Origin of the sequence: Enterobacter cloacae complex sp. IR53030 (assembly GCF_049238365.1) — a bacterium.
GTDB lineage: Bacteria > Pseudomonadota > Gammaproteobacteria > Enterobacterales > Enterobacteriaceae > Enterobacter > Enterobacter kobei.
On the sequence record NZ_JBMKHA010000030.1, the window covers coordinates 27,398 to 45,033 of the forward strand.

Annotated in this window: 15 protein-coding genes; 11 read left to right on the forward strand and 4 right to left on the reverse strand. The window is 41.2% G+C overall.

What is annotated here, in order from left to right; translation table 11 throughout:
- The first annotated feature begins 1 nt into the window (after position 1).
- The 9 genes from htdO (at position 2) to ACOTXR_RS22565 (ending at position 12,911) form a co-directional block, all read left to right on the forward strand.
- Positions 2-463, forward strand: coding sequence for a plasmid transfer protein HtdO (gene htdO / locus ACOTXR_RS22525; protein ID WP_000521242.1), 462 nt, complete (start codon positions 2-4; stop codon positions 461-463).
- Positions 453-1,808: an IncHI-type conjugal transfer protein TrhB gene (trhB, locus tag ACOTXR_RS22530; RefSeq protein ID WP_000351841.1), complete on the forward strand. Its 1,356-nt coding sequence runs from the start codon at positions 453-455 to the stop codon at positions 1,806-1,808. Before htdO ends, trhB begins: the two co-directional genes overlap by 11 nt.
- Before the next feature lie 7 nt (positions 1,809-1,815).
- Positions 1,816-2,298, forward strand: coding sequence for a hypothetical protein (locus ACOTXR_RS22535; protein WP_000377632.1), 483 nt, complete (start codon positions 1,816-1,818; stop codon positions 2,296-2,298).
- Positions 2,299-2,416: 118 nt separating this feature from the next.
- Complete coding sequence (gene htdT / locus ACOTXR_RS22540; protein ID WP_182911723.1) at positions 2,417-3,169, forward strand: protein-disulfide isomerase HtdT; 753 nt, start codon at positions 2,417-2,419, stop codon at positions 3,167-3,169.
- A gap of 9 nt (positions 3,170-3,178) precedes the next feature.
- Positions 3,179-4,129 (forward strand): IncHI-type conjugal transfer lipoprotein TrhV, encoded by a 951-nt coding sequence (trhV, locus tag ACOTXR_RS22545; RefSeq protein ID WP_001022588.1) that lies wholly within the window; start codon positions 3,179-3,181, stop codon positions 4,127-4,129.
- 8 nt (positions 4,130-4,137) lie between these two features.
- Entirely contained in the window at positions 4,138-6,819 is a 2,682-nt protein-coding gene (locus tag ACOTXR_RS22550; RefSeq protein ID WP_000387412.1) for a TraC family protein, read from the forward strand.
- A 2,547-nt stretch (positions 6,820-9,366) separates the two neighbouring features.
- Positions 9,367-9,528 carry a hypothetical protein gene (locus ACOTXR_RS22555; protein WP_001371949.1) on the forward strand — a complete coding sequence of 54 codons (162 nt, stop codon included), beginning with the start codon at positions 9,367-9,369 and terminating at the stop codon, positions 9,526-9,528.
- A gap of 1,128 nt (positions 9,529-10,656) precedes the next feature.
- Positions 10,657-11,910, forward strand: coding sequence for a ParA family protein (locus ACOTXR_RS22560; protein ID WP_001050364.1), 1,254 nt, complete (start codon positions 10,657-10,659; stop codon positions 11,908-11,910).
- Positions 11,907-12,911 carry a ParB family protein gene (locus tag ACOTXR_RS22565; RefSeq protein WP_001278838.1) on the forward strand — a complete coding sequence of 335 codons (1,005 nt, stop codon included), beginning with the start codon at positions 11,907-11,909 and terminating at the stop codon, positions 12,909-12,911. The genes ACOTXR_RS22560 and ACOTXR_RS22565 overlap by 4 nt, the downstream gene beginning before the upstream one ends.
- 61 nt (positions 12,912-12,972) lie before the next feature.
- Here the strand turns inward: ACOTXR_RS22565 and ACOTXR_RS22570 are convergent, their stop codons facing one another.
- Genes ACOTXR_RS22570 through ACOTXR_RS22585 form a run of 4 tightly spaced genes read right to left on the reverse strand, consistent with a single transcriptional unit; the run spans position 12,973 to position 15,653 of the window.
- Positions 12,973-13,362, reverse strand: a complete 390-nt coding sequence (locus ACOTXR_RS22570; RefSeq protein ID WP_000815011.1) for a hypothetical protein — start codon at positions 13,360-13,362, stop codon at positions 12,973-12,975.
- Entirely contained in the window at positions 13,359-13,880 is a 522-nt protein-coding gene (locus tag ACOTXR_RS22575) for a hypothetical protein (RefSeq protein WP_000598517.1), read from the reverse strand. The genes ACOTXR_RS22570 and ACOTXR_RS22575 overlap by 4 nt, the downstream gene beginning before the upstream one ends.
- The gene (locus tag ACOTXR_RS22580) at positions 13,873-14,709 is read right to left on the reverse strand and encodes a hypothetical protein (protein WP_000700976.1); all 837 of its coding nucleotides are present in this window, start codon (positions 14,707-14,709) and stop codon (positions 13,873-13,875) included. The genes ACOTXR_RS22575 and ACOTXR_RS22580 overlap by 8 nt, the downstream gene beginning before the upstream one ends.
- Positions 14,706-15,653: a metallophosphoesterase gene (locus tag ACOTXR_RS22585; RefSeq protein ID WP_000718595.1), complete on the reverse strand. Its 948-nt coding sequence runs from the start codon at positions 15,651-15,653 to the stop codon at positions 14,706-14,708. Before ACOTXR_RS22585 ends, ACOTXR_RS22580 begins: the two co-directional genes overlap by 4 nt.
- Positions 15,654-16,016: 363 nt before the next feature.
- Here ACOTXR_RS22585 and parM point away from each other — a divergent pair, with 363 nt between their 5' ends.
- Both parM and ACOTXR_RS22595 read left to right on the forward strand, forming a co-directional pair.
- Positions 16,017-17,054: a plasmid segregation protein ParM domain-containing protein gene (gene parM / locus ACOTXR_RS22590; protein WP_000818954.1), complete on the forward strand. Its 1,038-nt coding sequence runs from the start codon at positions 16,017-16,019 to the stop codon at positions 17,052-17,054.
- An 11-nt stretch (positions 17,055-17,065) separates the two neighbouring features.
- Entirely contained in the window at positions 17,066-17,578 is a 513-nt protein-coding gene (locus ACOTXR_RS22595) for a hypothetical protein (protein ID WP_001151875.1), read from the forward strand.
- Positions 17,579-17,636: the final 58 nt, after the last annotated feature.

Consider the following 17,636-nt stretch of genomic DNA (forward strand, 5'->3'; position numbering starts at 1 on the left):
TATGGGAAAAGTTACTTTGCCTGCTCTGCTTGGGGCCACCGTGATTGGTTTTGTCGTATTTGCTTTAACCAGCTTTTACTACAGGTCAGAATATATACCAAAAAGGAGTGTATTAATCGTTCCGGACGCACCCATTAGTATCGAAGATGGCAGTAACGCTTTTCCCGTTCAGACAGTAATAATGAACGATCCAACTCTTATTGATAAATTTGTAGGAGAGGGCAATATTAATGAGGAGAATGCTTTTGACTATCACAAAAGTAACGTTTTGGAACCTAATTACAAACATGAAATATCTAGAACGAGCCAGATAGATAAAGCTGAAATGAATCATCCATCTGTTCGTGAAAACTGGGCCAGAGCAGGTGAACCCTATATCGTTCCTCAGATGTCTGACAGCGAACGAAATCTAAAAATTAAACGATTCCAGAAACCTACAAGTGGAGCTAATCATGGACATTAAAAAGGCCTGGGAAAATAAGACCGTCAGACTTTCTGTTATTGGCGCTCTGCTGGTAGTGATTGTTTATATTATTAGCCAGTCTATTTTTTCCACACCAGTTAAGAAAGAAAAGAAAACACAGAAAAAAGACATGCAGACCAATTTGTTGTTAGATGATTCGCAAATGAACAAATTGAGTAATGAAGAAAGCCAGAAAGTATATAAAGAAATGGTTAAGCAAAACCGACTTGACCAAAATGCGGCGAAAGAGGACCGCGAAAAAGCAGAAAAAGCCCAACAGGAAACTAAAGCCCAAGTTGCAAGTTTAACTTCTCAACTTCAGCAGCTGTCTCAGCAAATTAATGATATGCAGACAAATCGAAACGGCAATCGTAACTTGGATGCTGGTAGTTCGCGTAAAACGATTAATGAGCAGGCACCGGCAGCTCCTTATCAGCTTAATGCTAATGCGCCGATTAATGGCGTAAACCCTAATTACGCTTCTATCACACCTACGCGTAATAGCCCAATGAGAACAATCACACAAAGTTCCATTAAGACTAATGGTACCGATGGTGTCATTCAGGTTATGCCCGTGTCTGAAAACAGAATCAAGGAAGGCAGAGAGGTCATTGCAGGAGATAAAGCGCCAACTCGGACTGTACGAGGTGATGGTACTGCGCCAGTTGATAGCAAAGCGCGGCATGCTGCCCGAAAAGATGAAATGTTTCTTCCGGCAACATCTATTATCACTGGTGTTCTGATTACCGGGCTTGAAGCGCCTACAAGCCTTTCTTCCAAATCAGAACCAATGCCAGTAACGATGCGTATTAAAAAAGATGTCATCATGCCCAATAATTTCACCATGGATTTGCGTGACTGTAACCTTCTGGGTTCAGCTGTTGGTGATCTGGCGTCACAGCGTGCTTACATACGTGCCACTTCTATCTCTTGTGTTAATTCAAAAGGGAAAGCTTTTGACGTAAAACTGGAAGCATATGCTGTAAGTGAAAATGACGGAAAAAATGGGATCCGAGGCACGCTTATCAGCCGAAATGGTAACGCAATTGCAGGAGCTGCATTTGCCGGTGGACTTTCTTCACTTGCCGGTAGCTTAAGTCCCAGTAAGGTATCTTCACTTAACATCGACCCTAATTCACAGGCTCAGTATCAGTCCCCTAATTTTGGTGCACTTGGGGCATTAGCCGGGGCTGGTGCAGCTCAAGGTGGTCTTAATCGACTCGTCGATTACTACACCGCAATTGCAGAACAACAGTGGCCAATCGTAGAAATTAGCCCTGGCCGAGCTATTACATTTGTCGTTCAGACCGGAACTACAATTCCAACGAATCTGACCAGTCGCTGAGGTTTAAATGGATAGTTTAGAAAAAAAAGAATCGCCTGAATCAGCTGGACCTGAAATCACTAAAAAAATGGTGCGAGAAAGGACAACAAAAAAAATTACCTTCGAAATTGATATTGAAAAAATATTGAAGTATTTATTTTTCTTCGCCTTTGCCGTATTGGTCATTATTTATGGTTATAAAGGCTTTATGAATGTTTACGATTACTTCAATAAACAATCCCAGCCTTCGTACAAGATTGCAGTGCTTGACATGCCTGAATTACGTAAGGAATTTTTCAAGCATCACGGAGGCCGTACTGCTGACAATGATAGATCTCAATTCGAAGAATATTTCAGAACATTAATGAAGATCTACCGTGACCGTGGCTATTTAATTATTGATGCAACGCTTGCCGTTACTGTACCGGATAGTGTTGAAATCGTCACTTATATGGAACTTGAAGATAGCTCTGAAGCGGTACAATCAAGTTCTTATAATGCAAAGAAGTAGAGGGCACCCAATAGTGAAAAAGTTACTTTTCCCTTTAATGGCGGCTTTCGCCATTATGGCGAATACGGTCACTTATGCTTCAGAGCAGGTCCTAACTAATAGTGATGCTGCTGCGTTAATGGCAAAGGCAAAGGAAGGTGGCGTTTCACCCAGTCAGATCTCGGGTGTGTTATCAAAAATGAAAGGATATAAACCTAAGGATGCCATATACATTCCTTCTGGTGGGCTATACCTCTTTCAGGACGAACGTTCGCAGCTAATGGCAGTAACGACCGATGGCCGATACTCCCTTACTGGGGGAAGCCTTGTTGATGTAATTAAACGTAAACCTGTTCTGACTGTAGAAGAAATCAGGAATTCCTATTTTATTAGTCTTGATGAGGCCCCCTTCCCTCTGGAAACTGTAGCGTCCATTCCTCTGGGAAATTCAAAGCTTAAAAGACAAGCAGCCATTTTCATAACACTTGATTGTGACGGTTGCATGGAACTTGTTAAGAAATTCTATGCAGATCGGGACAAGTATCGGATAGATATTGTTTTAGTTCCCTCACCCGGTGAGCCAAAAGAAGAGCTTAGAAGGCTCTGGTGTAGTAAAGAAAAAGGAAAAATAAACAACCTCGATATTCTTCGTTGGCTAATGGGAAGCAAATCCGACATTGAAAAAAGATTGCTCTCTCAAAAAGAAGCAGAAGAATGTCCGGCGGAACCTTTGGTAGCGTCATTGATGCTCGCAGGAATTTATAAATTGCAGGGTGTACCTTCAGTTGTCAGACAGGATGGTTTGGCTGGTAATGGCATTCCAAAAGATTTCGACTACTGGTTGAACCAAAGCGTTGAACCTCTCTTAAAAAATCCATTTGAGACAAATTAAGGCTAGTTTATGAACATCAAAAGATTGGTACTCAGTGCTCTGGTTGTAGGTACATCCTCATATCTTACGGGGTGCTCCATCGGTAGTTCCGAATCCGAATGTCCAGGCATTGAAAAGGGCGTTATCTGTAAAGGTCCTCGCGAAGTTATGGAGTTAACTAATAATCGAGATGATCTGTCTGCACTGGCGGGGGAAGAGTCGGAATCGGGAAAGGAGAAATCGGCTGTCAATGACAGCCGTTATCCAACTGAAATTAGCCCTCCAGGGGAAGTCAAATATCCACAGTCTACTACCCTTAAAAATCAGCCTGTGGCTTATTCAAAAACCGAAATTAAGCCAGTTGGTCAGTTACCTGTCATGTACGATAAAACTTTAAAAATGGGTGCCCCTACTTCATCCATTGGACCACGGCCTATTTCTGGTGTACCGGTTAATTCAAACGTAAGGATGACTAGCAGTTATAGCACTGCCTCTTCAACTGGTAACCCTTTCGTTCATCCGGCTGCGGAAGTCGTTAAACAAACAAGCTATCCGGTTTCTGCTGGAAATGCCCCACGCTACGTTGCACCTAATTCTGATATCAGCCCTGGTAAGGATATGTACTCTCTTTACAATGGCCAGCCCGTTAACCCGACTCTCAACCCTGGGCAGATCCAGCAATACCGTTCGCAAGGTTATAAACAAGCTGTAGTGGCTCCTGAACCACTTGCTGTTCTGCAACAGGGGAAAGTAATGAGAATTACTTTTGCACCTTATACCGATGATAACGATGCGCTTAATCTTCCCGGCTACGTTTATGTCAACGTAAAACCGCAAACATGGATTGCTGGCAAGAATTCGACCTCAAACCCAGCTCGCATAGTTCCTTTAGAAGTACAGGATGCGGCCCGGGAAAATATGCAGCAGCAACAAAAAGCAACTAAAGCTGTCTCTTCGAACGGCATTGTTAGACAACTGTAAGGTCAAATATGGAAGCTATCAATAATTACAATAGCGGTTTAAATCGCCATCAATTAGGTGGGTTTATCCCTGTTTACGATCAATTAGCAGGGACTCACTATTTTTTGATTGATGGCAACAGATTAGGGTTTATGTTTATCTGTAATCCATCCCCTGGAGTTTTTGATAATCAGCAAGATGTTCTTGCTGAAATGTTCAAAATGGATTTCCCTACAGATACTGTCTGTCAAATATCTCTGACTGCATTGCCAGACCTGACTTTACAGCTTAGTGCTTGGTCAGCTGTGCGAGGTGGGCGTATGACTGGGAACGATAAGCTTAAAGCAGATCTGCTTAATGGTTATCAGTTGGACTACTACGACAGAAGTATGCATAAGCCTTTAAAACCTGATCATGATAACCTTATGTTGAGGGATTTTCAGGTATGGATCTCGCTATCGATTCCTTTACAGTCTGCCCTTCCTACCGAGCTGGAACATTCGCGTATCGATTCACTTTACTCTGAACTTGTAAGTAAGTTAATTACGATTGGATTGCATCCGTTTAAGGTCGATGCAGAAAACTGGCTCTATTGTATAGATAAGGTCGTAAACCCCGGAAAGAACTCCCGGTGGGCTGAAGGTTTCATAGACGTTAACACTATGAAAAGGCTTAATGAACAAGTTAACGTTCCCGGCCGTAAGTATACAGTCACAGAAAATCATTTCTCATCAGTCACACAAAGTGACGACGAATCTGAGCATCGTTACTTCAAACAACTTTCCGTTGTAAAGTTTCCTGAATACGTCAATTTCGGTTGTATGTATGAGTTAGTAGTTAACTGGATGCATGGACGTAAGACAATTTTCAGCCCATTTATGATCACTCAGACTGTTCAGTTTGCCGATCCGCTCAAGTTGTCAAAAGAAAACGTCCGCTACAAAGCAATCACTAATAAACAGGCAAGTATACCTTCAGTTGTCACATTCTGCCCTCGCCTGCGGGATATGGATAATGACTACATGGCCGTAACTCGCGAGCTTGAGGATGGCGCAAAGCTTTTAAGAGGGTATCTTACTTTCACTGTTATGGGTAGTAATGCCAATTCTGTGCAGACAGCAGCTAACGATCTCAAATCCTTTTACCTCGAAAGCCGGGTCAAAGTAGCAGATGATTCCTTTATCGTTTTCCCGTCATTTATGTCATGTCTGCCAATGTGCAATGACCCAAAGACAATTTTCGACCTTGACCGTTCCGAAGTAGTGAGCAACACCGGAGCGGCTCATATGACACCGATCTTTGGGCCCTGGAAAGGTAATACAGATAGACCAGTACTGAGTTTAGTTTCTCGTGAAGGTCAACTCATGGGACTTGATATTTTCAAGACTTCTGCAAGCTATAACATGGTTATTGGTGCAACGTCAGGTGCAGGGAAGTCATTCTGGACAGCATATCTAATCAATAACTATCTTGGAGCTGGACCGCGATCTAATAACCTCGTTCATTATCGCTCAACATTTAAGCATTTTTTAGAAAACGAATACCCAGATGATGATCCTGACGGTGCTCAAGTATTTGTTGTGGACGTGGGCCGTTCTTACCAGGGGATTGCGGAACAATATACAAACAGTCAATTTATTGATTTCGGTAAAACCCCTGACTTCACCCTAAATCCCTTTGCCTTCCTAACTGACATCACTGTTAACGACGATGTATTTAACGAAGCACCTGAATTTACCGGTGAATCAACTTCAAACGATGCAGAAAAAGACAAAGTTGCTCAGACCATAATGGTTTTGAATCAGCTAAAAATTATGGCTTCAGAGAAAGGCCTTATCGATGATTATCAACAATCAGTGATGCTTCAGCTTATTGCAGAAGAGTACCAAGAATCCAGAAAATCAGGTCGGACCGGTTCAATAACCGGCTTTGCTCTGCGTTGCAAGAAGCATGAAGACAAACGTATAAAGGATATTGGGGAGCAACTCGGAGCATGGTGCGAAGGTGGAATTTATGGGCACCGGTTTACCGATACGTTGCCTCCAATCAACTTCGACAGCAGATTTATTGTTTTGGAACTGGAGGAGCTAAAAGGCACCCCCCACCTTCAGACAGTTGTATTAATGTCTATCATTCAGGCTGCTCAGCATGCAATGTTCATCAAAAAAGATGGGCGTCGTCGCTTGTTCATCCTTGATGAAGCATGGGAGTACATTCGTCCTGATAATTCATCAGGTGCCGGAAATCAATCAAACCAATTCTTCTCTTCCTTCCTCGAAGCGGCATGGCGTAGGTTCAGGAAAACAAACTGCGCTGGCATCTGTATCACACAGTCGTTTGAAGATTATTTTACTTCTTCTGTTGGCCGGGCCCTGACTGCTAACTCGCCTTGGAAGATAATCATGAAACAAGAAAAAGAAAGCATTGAAGCAATGAAGGCTAATAAATATTTTTCTACTTCAGATGCAGAATATGAACGTATGAAAAATATTCGTACAGTCAAAAAGGTGTTTTCAGAGATGTTAGTCAGGTTCGAAAACTTCCAAGAGATCTGTCGGTTATACGTAGACCGGAAAATGGAGCTTTGTTTTACTACGGATAGTGCTGACAGGAGTAAATTATGGGAAATTCAAAGCCGCGAGAATTGTAGCTATGGCGAGGCAATAGAAATTCTCTATGCTCAAGAAGTAGCAGCGGGTTTGGCCGCGTAGAGTAAATATCTTCAAGCAAAAATAATTAAACCAGATGTCTCATAAGAATCTGGTTTTTTATTGTATGCCTTAAGTAAACAAATGAGGTTGTGACTTAATGAGTTCATCACTGTGCTGCAAATTTTGGTTTTATAATTAATGTGGTGTAAAAACAGTGACATAAATACAAATCGCAGTTAGGTTGTGTACGCATTAAGTAAACAAAATTTATAACTTCAATACTGACATTATAAGATGAAAATCACGTAAATTACATTTTTGTTTACCAAAGGTAATCAAAGTAGCGCGGCATTATTAGTGAAAACAGATCACTGGTGTCATTTTGCATACAAAACTTAATATCCTTTAATCATTCTTCTAAAAGTTTATTATTAACGGTTTGGTTTCTGAAAATTTATCCAATTTGCTCACCGAAGACTTTTAACTTATTTAACCCCCTTTATCGCCAAACTGTGATTTTCTAATGTTAGTCTACAGTTCTAGGGCCCTTGCTCCCATGATGCGAATCCTGCCACCTAATAAAGATTAACGCCTCATTCCTGTATGCCGGTCTTACGACGCCAGTGCACGGACTATTTTTGGTCATCACAAGGACAGGCGGGAGATTTAATCAGGGCGTGGTGTTGCTGAGCAGCAGCTGCGGCACTGTAAGCCGAAGGCGGAATTAACTCCTTTATCACCATCTGGGGACGTCATTATGGGTAGCCCTTTTAACTTGCTCAGGACCATTAAGCTAAAATTCCGGATAGCGATTGACGTAAGATTTAGGCTAAGCAGGTAAAGTGATCCCCGCTCCCGGGGTGACAACTTTATACAAAAGGCCGAGCGGAAGATTGTCCTTAGGGAATATTTCTTTAACACAGCACGGGCACTTACTCACGCTGCCGGATTTAACCCCCTTAATCGCCAAACTGGGGTTCTGTCCTCATGCTGGCCTTCAGTTCTGGGCGGGGTTGCTATCACTTGCTCCCTAATGCGAGATGTACCTGCTGATACAGATTAACGTCATATTCCTGCGTGCCGGTCTGCCGACACCAGTGCACGGGCTTTTTTCGGTCATCACATTACCGGGCAGGAGATTTTATCAGGACGTGGTGTGACTGAGCAGCAGCTGGGGCACTGTCATCCGCTTGCAGATTTAACCCCCTTAATCGCCAAACTGGCGTTCAGTCCTGATAGTGTCCTTCCGTCCTGGGCAGGGTTGCTAACACTTGCTCCCTTAATACTAAATGCGCCTGCTGATAAAGATTAAAGTCACAGCACTGCAGACCGGTTTGCCGACTCCGGTGCATGGCCTTTTCCGATAATCACAAGGACGGACGGGTGATTATATCTGTGCATAGTATGTCTGAGCAGCATCAGAAGGCACTGTCAGCCACTGGCAGATTTAACCCCCTTAATCGCCAAACTGGCGTTCAGTCCTGATAGTGTCCTTCCGTCCTGGGCAGGGTTGCTAACACTTGATCCCTTAATACGAAATGCGCCTGCTGATAAAGATTAAAGTCACAGCACTGCAGACCGGTTTGCCGACTCCGGTGCATGGCCTTTTCCGATAATCACAAGGACGGACGGGTGATTATATCTGTGCATAGTATGTCTGAGCAGCATCAGAAGGCACTGTCAGCCGCTGGCAGATTTAACCCCCTTAATCGCCAAACTGGGATCAGTCCTGATAGTGTCCTTCCGTCCTGGAGAGGGTTGCTAACACTTGTTCCCATGATACGAAATGCGCCAGCTGATACAGATTAACGTCTCATTGCCCATGCCGGTCTGCCGACACCGGTGCATGGCCTTTTCCGATATTCGCAAGCACAGATGCTTGATTTTTTCAGGGTGTAATATACCTGAGCAGCATCTGAAGGCACTTTCAGTCGCTGTCAGATTTAACACCCTTAATCGCCAATCTGGGATTTTATGATGTTAACCTCCAGTTCAAGACCCTTGCTCCCATGATGCGAACCTTGCCACCTGATAAAGATTTACGCCTCATTCCTGTATGCAGGTCTTACGACTCTAGTGCACGGACAATTTTCGGTCATAACAAGACCTGGCGGAAGATTTAATCAGGCGTGGTGTGACTGAGCAGAAGCTGGGGCAATGTCAGCCGCTGGCAGAAAAACCCTTATTCGCCATCTCAAACCGTCATTATGGGTAGTCCTTTTAACTTTCTCAGGACCATTAAGCTTAAACTCCGTTTAGAGAATGACGTAAGATTTAGGCTAAGCAGGTTAAGTGATCCCTCTCCCGGGTTGAACACTATATTCATCGTACGAGCGGAAGATTGTCCTTCGGGAAATATTTCTTAAACACCGCTCGGGATCTTATTGCCACTGGCGGATTTAACCCCCTTAATCGCCATACTGGGGTTCTGTCCTGATGCTGGCCTTCAGTTCTGGGCTTGGGTTGCTATCGCTTGCTCCCATAATGCGAAATGTGCCTCCTGATACAGATTAACGTCATATTCCTGCGTGCCGGTCTGCCGACACCAGTGCACGGGCTTTTTTCGGTCATCACATTTCCGGGCAGGAGATTCTATCAGGGCGTGGTGTGACTGAGCAGCAACTGGGGCACTGTCAGCAGCTTGCAGATTTAACACCCTTAATCGCCAAACTGGGATTCTGTTCTGATGTTGACCTTCCGTTCTGGGCGGGCTTTGGTTTACTAACACTTACTTCCATAATACGAAATGTGCTTGATGATGCAGATTAAATTCACATTACTGCATACCGGTCTGCCGACACCGGTGCATGGGCGATTTCCGACGATCTCAAGAACATATGGGAGATTATATCAGGGAGAGTAGTATGCCTGAGCAGCATCTGAAGGCACTGTCAGCCGCTGTGAGATTTAACCCCCTTAATCGCCAAACTGGGGTTCTGTCCTCATGCTGGCCTTCAGTTCCGGGCTGGGTTGCTATCACTTGCTCACATAATGCGAAATGTACCTGCTGATACAGATTAACGTCATATTCCTATATGCCGGTCTGCCGACATCAGTGCTTGGGCTATTTTCGGTCAAAACAAGACCTGGCGAGAGATTTAATCAAGCGTGGTGTGACTGAGCAGCAGCTGGGGGCACTGTCATCCGCTTGCAAATTTAACCCCCTTAATCGCCAAACTTGGGTTCAGTCCTGATGTTGGCATTCCGTTCTGGGCGGCGTTGCTATCACTTGCTCCCATTATGCGAAAAGTGCCTGCTGATACAGATTAACGTCATATTCATGCATGCCGGTCTGCCGACACCAGTGCACGGGTTTTTTTCGGTCATTACAATACCGGGCAGGGGATTAAATCAGGGCGTGGTGTGACTGAGCAGCAGCTGGGACACTGTCAGCCGCTGGCAGATTTAACCCCCTTAATCTCCACACTGGGGTTGCCTCCTTAAGTTGGGTTTCATTTCGGGGTGAGGTTGCTAACTCTGCTCCCATAATTCGTAGTGTGCCTCCTCAAGAGATTAACACCTCATATCTTTAGACTGGACTGACGACAACGGTTCACAGTTAGGAAACGTATATCAGCACACCGGTGAGATAGATTTTAGGGTCTAAGCAAGAAATAGGGTAGGCGTGAAGATTCATTAATGGAGCTCTTAACTTCAAAGCGTAGAGAAGGAGACAAGAATCGTGGTTTAAACAGGTTGTGCATTAGGTATGGACTAGAGAGTCTGAGCTCACATCTGCAAGTTAAGCTCACAAAAAATCATAAAAAAGTAAACAAACATTAGCTTAAGATTGAAACTAAGGATAGAATTGTACGCATAACAAGGAAATGGACGCATTATACGTAAAGTTTACATATATGCGTAAAAGTCGGTTTTCAGTGCAAAAAGGTCATAACCATGAATTTACTTGAAAAGATCGCCCTCGTTGGTCAGCGCATGAAAAGCGAGCAGATTTCTCTAAAGGAATCTCTGATGGCTTCATCAAGAGTATCTGTTTCTGATGATAGTGTTGATGGTGTTGATAGACTGATCTATAACCACTGTTTGAATAAAAAAAATCTCTCTGATTTTTTTGGGAAGTCACGAGTAACGTTCAATAAAATACTTTCGGACTTAGAAGAAAAAGAACTTGTTGGTGCACCTATTTATCAAAACAAAAATCATCTTTACACCCGCTGGGATGTTCAAAAAATAATGGATGCCCTGGGTTATCCCAAGTACCGCGATCATTACTTTAGCAGAGCTATTGTTACTCAGAATCATAAAGGCGGTACAGGGAAAAGCACTACATCTGTAGCTTTAGCAGTAGCAGCTGCTTTAGATCTACAACTCAATGCACGTGTATTAATGATCGAATGGGACCCACAAGGTTCGATTGGAAGCAGCATGATTCAAAGTGTCTCAGAAGATGATGTCTTCCTTACAGCAATTGATGCAATCCTTGGAATTTATGAAGAAAATTCTGAGTATAAAAAATATTTAGATTCAGGATTCTCTGAAGAAGAAATCATCACTAATATGCCTTTTTCAACGCATCTGCCAAACTTGGACGTAATAACGGCTTTTCCGACAGATGCTCGTTTTAAAGATAAATACTGGCAATGTTCTAGAGAAGAACGTACGTCTTTGTTACTACGTTTCAAGGAAGTTATCTTACCGGTACTGAAGCAGAACTATGATTTGATTATTATAGACACTCCACCTGAAGATTCACCTTTGATCTGGGCTGCTGACGAAGCGGCCGATGGGATTCTTGTCGCAGTGTCACCACGTGAATATGATTACGCCTCTACTACAGACTTCATGCTTACAATAAGTGAAAGGTTTAAACAATCACCAAGTAAGGGCGACAATTTAAAATGGTTCAAAGTTCTTGCTGTCAATGTAGATGACAAAAGTCCATATGAAAGAATAGTTTTGGATAAATTAATCAGAACTGTTCAGGACCTTTTGATGTCCGCTAACATAAAAAATTCTGAAGCATTTAAGGCAGCTGCTTCCAAAGGGCGTACAGTGCTTGATATCAAAAAATCAGAGGAACTTTGTTCCGCAAAGCAGCTTGATGTCGCAGAAGAATCTGTATTACAGGTATATCAGCAATTTATAAATGAAATAAAAAGTTTTTCAGCTAAGCAAGGAGTTAACGCATGAGCGATGAGCAACATATCGGGAATGATAAATCTCGATATTTAAACGCACCAAAGCGGACAGAAGTCGGTCACCGTTCAGGTCTTGCGGGTTTGAAAACAGCACCTCGCATAAAAAAGTTATTCACTCTTCATAAGGGCCGGAGACTTGAAGCGGAACATGTGATTGTTCCAGCCCAGAGAGTGGAGAAGGAGACCTTAGTCCATCCAGCGAACCCACGAAATCAAGAAGCCCTTACAGATTATTCTGTTAGAGATATTCTTAAGCAGATTGAAGAAAGAGGGGTCGATACCGAAGGGATCGCTGTAAAAAGAGATGGGGTTTATTTATTAATAGAAGGAAGTCGCAGACGTTTCTGCTGTATAAAGGCAGAAAAGGATCTCCCCCTGTGGGTTCTTCCGGATGAACTAACCGAAGATGATATAAATTCAATTATATCCGCAGCACAAACATCTCGAAAATTTTCATATAGAGAAGTTGGGTTTCAATTTATCAAAAAAATGGAAGAAAAAGGATTTTCTACTAATGAAGAACTCGCAGCATATCTTGGGATTAGTCATGTATCGGTAGCCAAAAGAATCCAGGCGGCCCGTATTGACGAAACATTGATCTCTTTATTCCCGGATTATGAAGGAATCCCGAACTCCTATTATAGTCGCTTGTCTCGTTTACAGAAATATGTGCAAAAAAATCTATTTCCTTTAGATGAAGTAATAGATAATGTTAAAGAGGAAACAAAAGATTTAGACATTGGAGATCTCCAGGTTGCTCAAAAAGTTGTAATGGAAAAAATCACACAATCTGTGGAAAGTGTTTGTGAAAAAACTTATTCCACAAAATGGGAAACAAGTGATCTTATTACTTTTGATAACAAAGATAAGTATGCAAGAATCAGTAAAAACAATACTGGTAGAAAAATTCGCTTTGAATTCAATAGGATAAATGCGGGTTTTATTAAGGAACTAGAGGAGTTCATAAAAGAAAAATTAAAAGTATCAGAATAAATATTGAACTGCATCTTTATGATGCAGTTCATATGATTTATATTTTTAATTTCTTGTTATATTAATATGGGGTGTGCGCAGGTTCAGACATATAAGGTCTTAGTTCTATATGAACAGAAGCGCCATTCCCATCATTTACTACGTTTAAAGGTGCTTTTCCCGGCAATGACATAGTTGCAACGTCAGGTCCAGAAACAGCAAAATTATTTTCTGCTGAAGGCATTACTGTAAAAATCTTTATAGCAACATTTTCATGTCTAAATAATGAAATCCCAAAAGTAGAACCAGCTTCGGTATTGCTCACGTCCACAACCACAGGGGTTTTTCCTAGATATTCATTAGTTAGTATGTTTTTTACTAATGCCCCTTCCGGGACAGTATAGATACGGTATGGATATGCTAAAGCCGTGTGACAAAAACATATTAAAATAACAATTAATGTTTGTTTCATAGATTATCCTCATTCAAAAATAAAAGATATAACTCTTGAAAATCGTGGTTAGTAATTAGGTCCGCTTTTCCGGGAAAATCGTAACTAACAGAAAATAAAAGCGAAAGCGAATCTTTTCCTTTTGCTTTGGGAGAGATTCTGCTAAAAGCACGGTTAATAAACATAAGTTGATCTTCATTGTTGAAGCAAAGTCCAAGCATTCCAACCGTAGGAACTACGAATGTGCTTACGCTGCCTGGGGGCAAAAGTTGCTTACTACGGGCATTGTAAGCACAACGACTACCACCTAGCGTTAGGCCTGAAAGCTCAATAAAACTTCTGGTTCCATTCTTGGCGACAAGCCAAACATCAGTTCCTGAACTTTCGACACGTAAAGTAACTTTTCCGTCAGTAAAGGCCTCACTTTTATTGTATAGAATAGGGTCAAAACCAACTGTCGGGAGTTCTTCGATTTTACTTTCTACTGACTGACAACCAGTCAGTAATGCAAACAATAAAAGTGTGATAACTTTAATCATCCCGCTTCCTTAGATTGTTTTTGGCGCTCGTTATAAAAGATAATGATTCACCGGGGTAGAGAATTGTTTCTTTCGTCCAATAACCATAACCACCGAGGATATTTTTTCTTTTCTCAATATAAACGGGTTCAGAAAATACTAAATGTTGATATTTAGGAAGAGATAAGATTTCATATTTTCCTTGTCCAACTAAGAGGTAATTCTTCTCTTTAGGATTGATGGTTACTGGATTACCAACACTTTGAGGTATGTTAAGTTTTTTTATATTTAGGTCAGAATAGTCAGGAACGGACACTTGATCATTAGACGTATTTCCGGGAAGAGTAAACCCTTTACCCTGATCCGGTCCAAAGATGGCAATTATATCTTTGTTGTTTCTTGTGATCGAAACGATAGCCTGAAGGGGCGTATTAGCAAGGTCATTTATAAACGATATAGTTAGACTTGATTTTGGCTCGACCCAAACAATGCTTTTTCCGGATGTGCCTTCGCTTAATGCAATTTTTTCATTTAGTAAGATTTTATTTTTGGCAATGATATTATACTCAAGTTTTGGTATCACAATAAAAAGTGATTCTTTATTTGAAACATTCATGATTTCTAAGAAATTGGTTTTGGTCATGCTGGTCTTTAGAACAGGCCTATATTTACCATTTATAAACCACCTTCCGTTTATAAGCTCCGCTTTAGCAGATATAAGTGAATCACTTTTCTGTGCGGCAGAAGAAAAAGCATCTTTTCTATGCTCTTTCTCTTGATGTGGTGCAGCTGCTGCGTGAAGATGCAAAAGTAATGTTGAAATTGAGATAATCTTCCAATTTATCTTCATCTTGTTACCTCAATGTTGTTTTCAATCGAATCGAGTTCTAAAGGATAGGTTTTAAGTGAATAAAACTTGTTTGTTGTTTGTATTAGCTGATGACACAATAAAACTGGATTGTTCTTCATGATTATTTCTACTAATGTAAGTGCTGGTGAGTCAGTTTGCGGTATACCCGGAGCAACTATTACCTGGTCTTCTAATTTTGACATATAGAGTGATCCAGTATTTATATGCAAACAATTACCGATCAGTACTGGAAGATTGTTTTGAGTACGACCATGGGCTTTTCGAATGCTGTTTACAGGATTCCTACCTAGGACCATAAGGTTGACGTCATTTATCATCATTGGTATTACGGCATGGTCCATACCGAATAGAAACTGGCTCTGAAAAATATTCACATTGGCATAGTTGAATGCTTGAAGCGCATTATAAGTATCAGTGAATGATGTGCGGATAGGGGCGTAATCAGAAGGGCAAACCCCAATTTTTATATCGCCTTTTAGTAAAATCTGCATCATCGTACCAAGCTGGGTATTAAGAAGTTTTTTTACCTCTTCCTCTAAATAGTAACGATTCACAGCTTTATGCCACTTTCCGCCCATTACACACCATCTCTCATTGAGGTATGTGCTGGGGTAAAATGTTCTCCGGTCTTTGTTTAATGGTAACAATTTTTTTAACATTTCTTCTCCGGCTCCGGCAGCTGAGAAATGCCTCACAAAACGTCCATCGAAAAAGCCACTGTTTATCGCCTTCATCAATTCTATGGGTTCCGGCCCATAGTCAAACAAATTTCCAGTAGAGAAAATTACTATCTCTTCTTCTGGCTTTGTAACTGATTGGATCAAGTTGCACAGCGCAGAGTAATGTCCATGAGGATCTGCCAGAAAGAAAATCCTTCCGGAGAAGTTTGTAAGGTCTATAGTTTGGACGTGCTCAGCTGCCATAAATTCCTCTACGTATGTTTACATCGATGATACGGTATTTCGAACTATGATTTTTTTACAAAAAGGCGTCATTTTGGATTCTAAGCCTAAGGACCTTTGTTACTTACAGGTAAAGGCCCCAGTCCTGGCTCTCAAACAGTTCATACTTAGGATGCAAAGTAACTTTCTGATTATAATTGGCTCCTTTATAAACATGGTTAATACATGAATACAGGAAATTTAACGGTAAGGTATTTAAAATGGAAGGATGCTGAAATAACATAGACTTACGTATTTTTTTAATAGTGTTAATGTTGATAATAGGTCACCATTAATGTATAAAGTTAATATCTAATATGGTCCTATTAATAAAAGAGAGTTTTTATGGCTGAACTATTAAAATCTGAAAGTCCTGTTTCACCATCAGTGCAGGATATCACTGAAGCTTTAAAAATCGTTGTCGATGATGGAAGTAAAGCTGCAAAACTGGTTTGTCTTAATGAAAGAAACGAATTAGTTCCCTTGCTTACACAAAATAGTTTTGTTCCAGATTTCCGTGTTCGCCATGAGGGTCTCAATCCTTTTAACTATCTTATTGATGGGCTGGAAAGGTTTTCGCATCACAGCGAATCTAGTAACTCACTGGAATCGACTGATGTATCTCACCAATACGATGAAATTAGCCGGTTAAATGTTCACCATGCACTTCATGCTTCTGGTTTAGTTCCTCAGGATGTTCACCTCTTTGTTACTTTACCACTTAGCCAGTTCTATACTGCTTTAGGGGAAACGAATATTGAAAATATTCAGAGAAAAAAAGATAATCTGATGAAACCAGTAGAGCGTTATCTTGACGGTAAACGCTATTCTTTTAACGTTTTGTCTGTGACTGTTTTCCCTGAATCTTTACCAGCTGTGACCCGGGCAGATGAAATTGAGGATATTGCTTCATTTGAATCAAGTTTGGTAATTGATCTTGGTGGTACTACTCTTGATGTTGCAAGTATTACTGGGCAATTAGAACAGATTTCGAAAGTAAAAGGTTTTGACCGTATTGGTTGTTCTATTGTTTACGATGAGATCAGCAGGTATCTTGAATCTGAGAAACTGAATACGAGTAATGCTTACATTCATCATCTTGTTGATAATCGTCATGATAAATCAGCTTTGAAGGTTGCAGAGGACAAGCGTGACGGTGTTTTTGATGCGGTAAACTCTGCGGTACAGAAGTTGCAAAGTAAAGTAATCAGAGCGGTTACACAAGTCGAAGAGAGGCCTCATAATGTTTTCCTTGTTGGGGGAGGTTCATATCTCATCGAAACAGCTATTCGTAAACATTTTGAAACGGCTAAAGTTATCATGGTAGACAATCCGCAGTTCGCATTATCTTTGGCAATTGCTGATACTATTTATTCAGAATAATGAGCTAGAACATGGCTAAATACCCTATCTCAAATAAGGCAGATAACGACCGGATTCAGATCCGGTCTTTCTGGATATCCGAAAGAAAAGCACCCTATGTTTATAGTTTCTTGAAAAAAACAGAACTTTGTCATAGGGGTGACCAACTGGATTTAATTAGGTCGGCTATTAGTACCGGGTTGGTATTAAATAATTTATTTCCTGACTTGGCAAATTTTATAAATGGTTTAAACGAAAGATTAACACTTGCAGATCTTAATAGGTTTCTGAATGATGGAAATACTATAGATACTGAACCTAAGCCTCCTATTAATGTATTGCTAGAGAATGTCTTAGATCAAAAGTTTAAGGAGTATTTAACACCTCTACAATTAGATAATTCAAAGCAGGATTCTGTTTCTGTAAAAGAAACCTTCCTTGTACAAAAGGAACATGCCTGCTTTGGTGTGAAGATTGAAAATGAGGGAAGCGATACCTCTATACCATCTGAAAGCCCACTTTCTTCAGGTGCATGGCTTTGTTGAATAAATCGAACTTTTGCTGAGTTGAAGGATCAGATCACGCATCTTCCCGACAACGCAG

What these genes read in the sequence shown, in the direction of transcription:
- ACOTXR_RS22585 (WP_000718595.1), bottom strand. Translation starts at nt 15,653, where the DNA reads ATGGCAGCTGAGCACGTCCAAACTATAGACCTTACAAACTTCTCCGGA.
- htdO (WP_000521242.1), top strand. Translation starts at nt 2, where the DNA reads ATGGGAAAAGTTACTTTGCCTGCTCTGCTTGGGGCCACCGTGATTGGT.
- ACOTXR_RS22575 (WP_000598517.1), bottom strand. Translation starts at nt 13,880, where the DNA reads ATGATTAAAGTTATCACACTTTTATTGTTTGCATTACTGACTGGTTGT.
- ACOTXR_RS22570 (WP_000815011.1), bottom strand. Translation starts at nt 13,362, where the DNA reads ATGAAACAAACATTAATTGTTATTTTAATATGTTTTTGTCACACGGCT.
- trhB (WP_000351841.1), top strand. Translation starts at nt 453, where the DNA reads ATGGACATTAAAAAGGCCTGGGAAAATAAGACCGTCAGACTTTCTGTT.
- htdT (WP_182911723.1), top strand. Translation starts at nt 2,417, where the DNA reads ATGGCAAAGGCAAAGGAAGGTGGCGTTTCACCCAGTCAGATCTCGGGT.
- parM (WP_000818954.1), top strand. Translation starts at nt 16,017, where the DNA reads ATGGCTGAACTATTAAAATCTGAAAGTCCTGTTTCACCATCAGTGCAG.
- ACOTXR_RS22595 (WP_001151875.1), top strand. Translation starts at nt 17,066, where the DNA reads ATGGCTAAATACCCTATCTCAAATAAGGCAGATAACGACCGGATTCAG.
- ACOTXR_RS22550 (WP_000387412.1), top strand. Translation starts at nt 4,138, where the DNA reads ATGGAAGCTATCAATAATTACAATAGCGGTTTAAATCGCCATCAATTA.
- trhV (WP_001022588.1), top strand. Translation starts at nt 3,179, where the DNA reads ATGAACATCAAAAGATTGGTACTCAGTGCTCTGGTTGTAGGTACATCC.
- ACOTXR_RS22560 (WP_001050364.1), top strand. Translation starts at nt 10,657, where the DNA reads ATGAATTTACTTGAAAAGATCGCCCTCGTTGGTCAGCGCATGAAAAGC.
- ACOTXR_RS22580 (WP_000700976.1), bottom strand. Translation starts at nt 14,709, where the DNA reads ATGAAGATAAATTGGAAGATTATCTCAATTTCAACATTACTTTTGCAT.
- ACOTXR_RS22565 (WP_001278838.1), top strand. Translation starts at nt 11,907, where the DNA reads ATGAGCGATGAGCAACATATCGGGAATGATAAATCTCGATATTTAAAC.
- ACOTXR_RS22535 (WP_000377632.1), top strand. Translation starts at nt 1,816, where the DNA reads ATGGATAGTTTAGAAAAAAAAGAATCGCCTGAATCAGCTGGACCTGAA.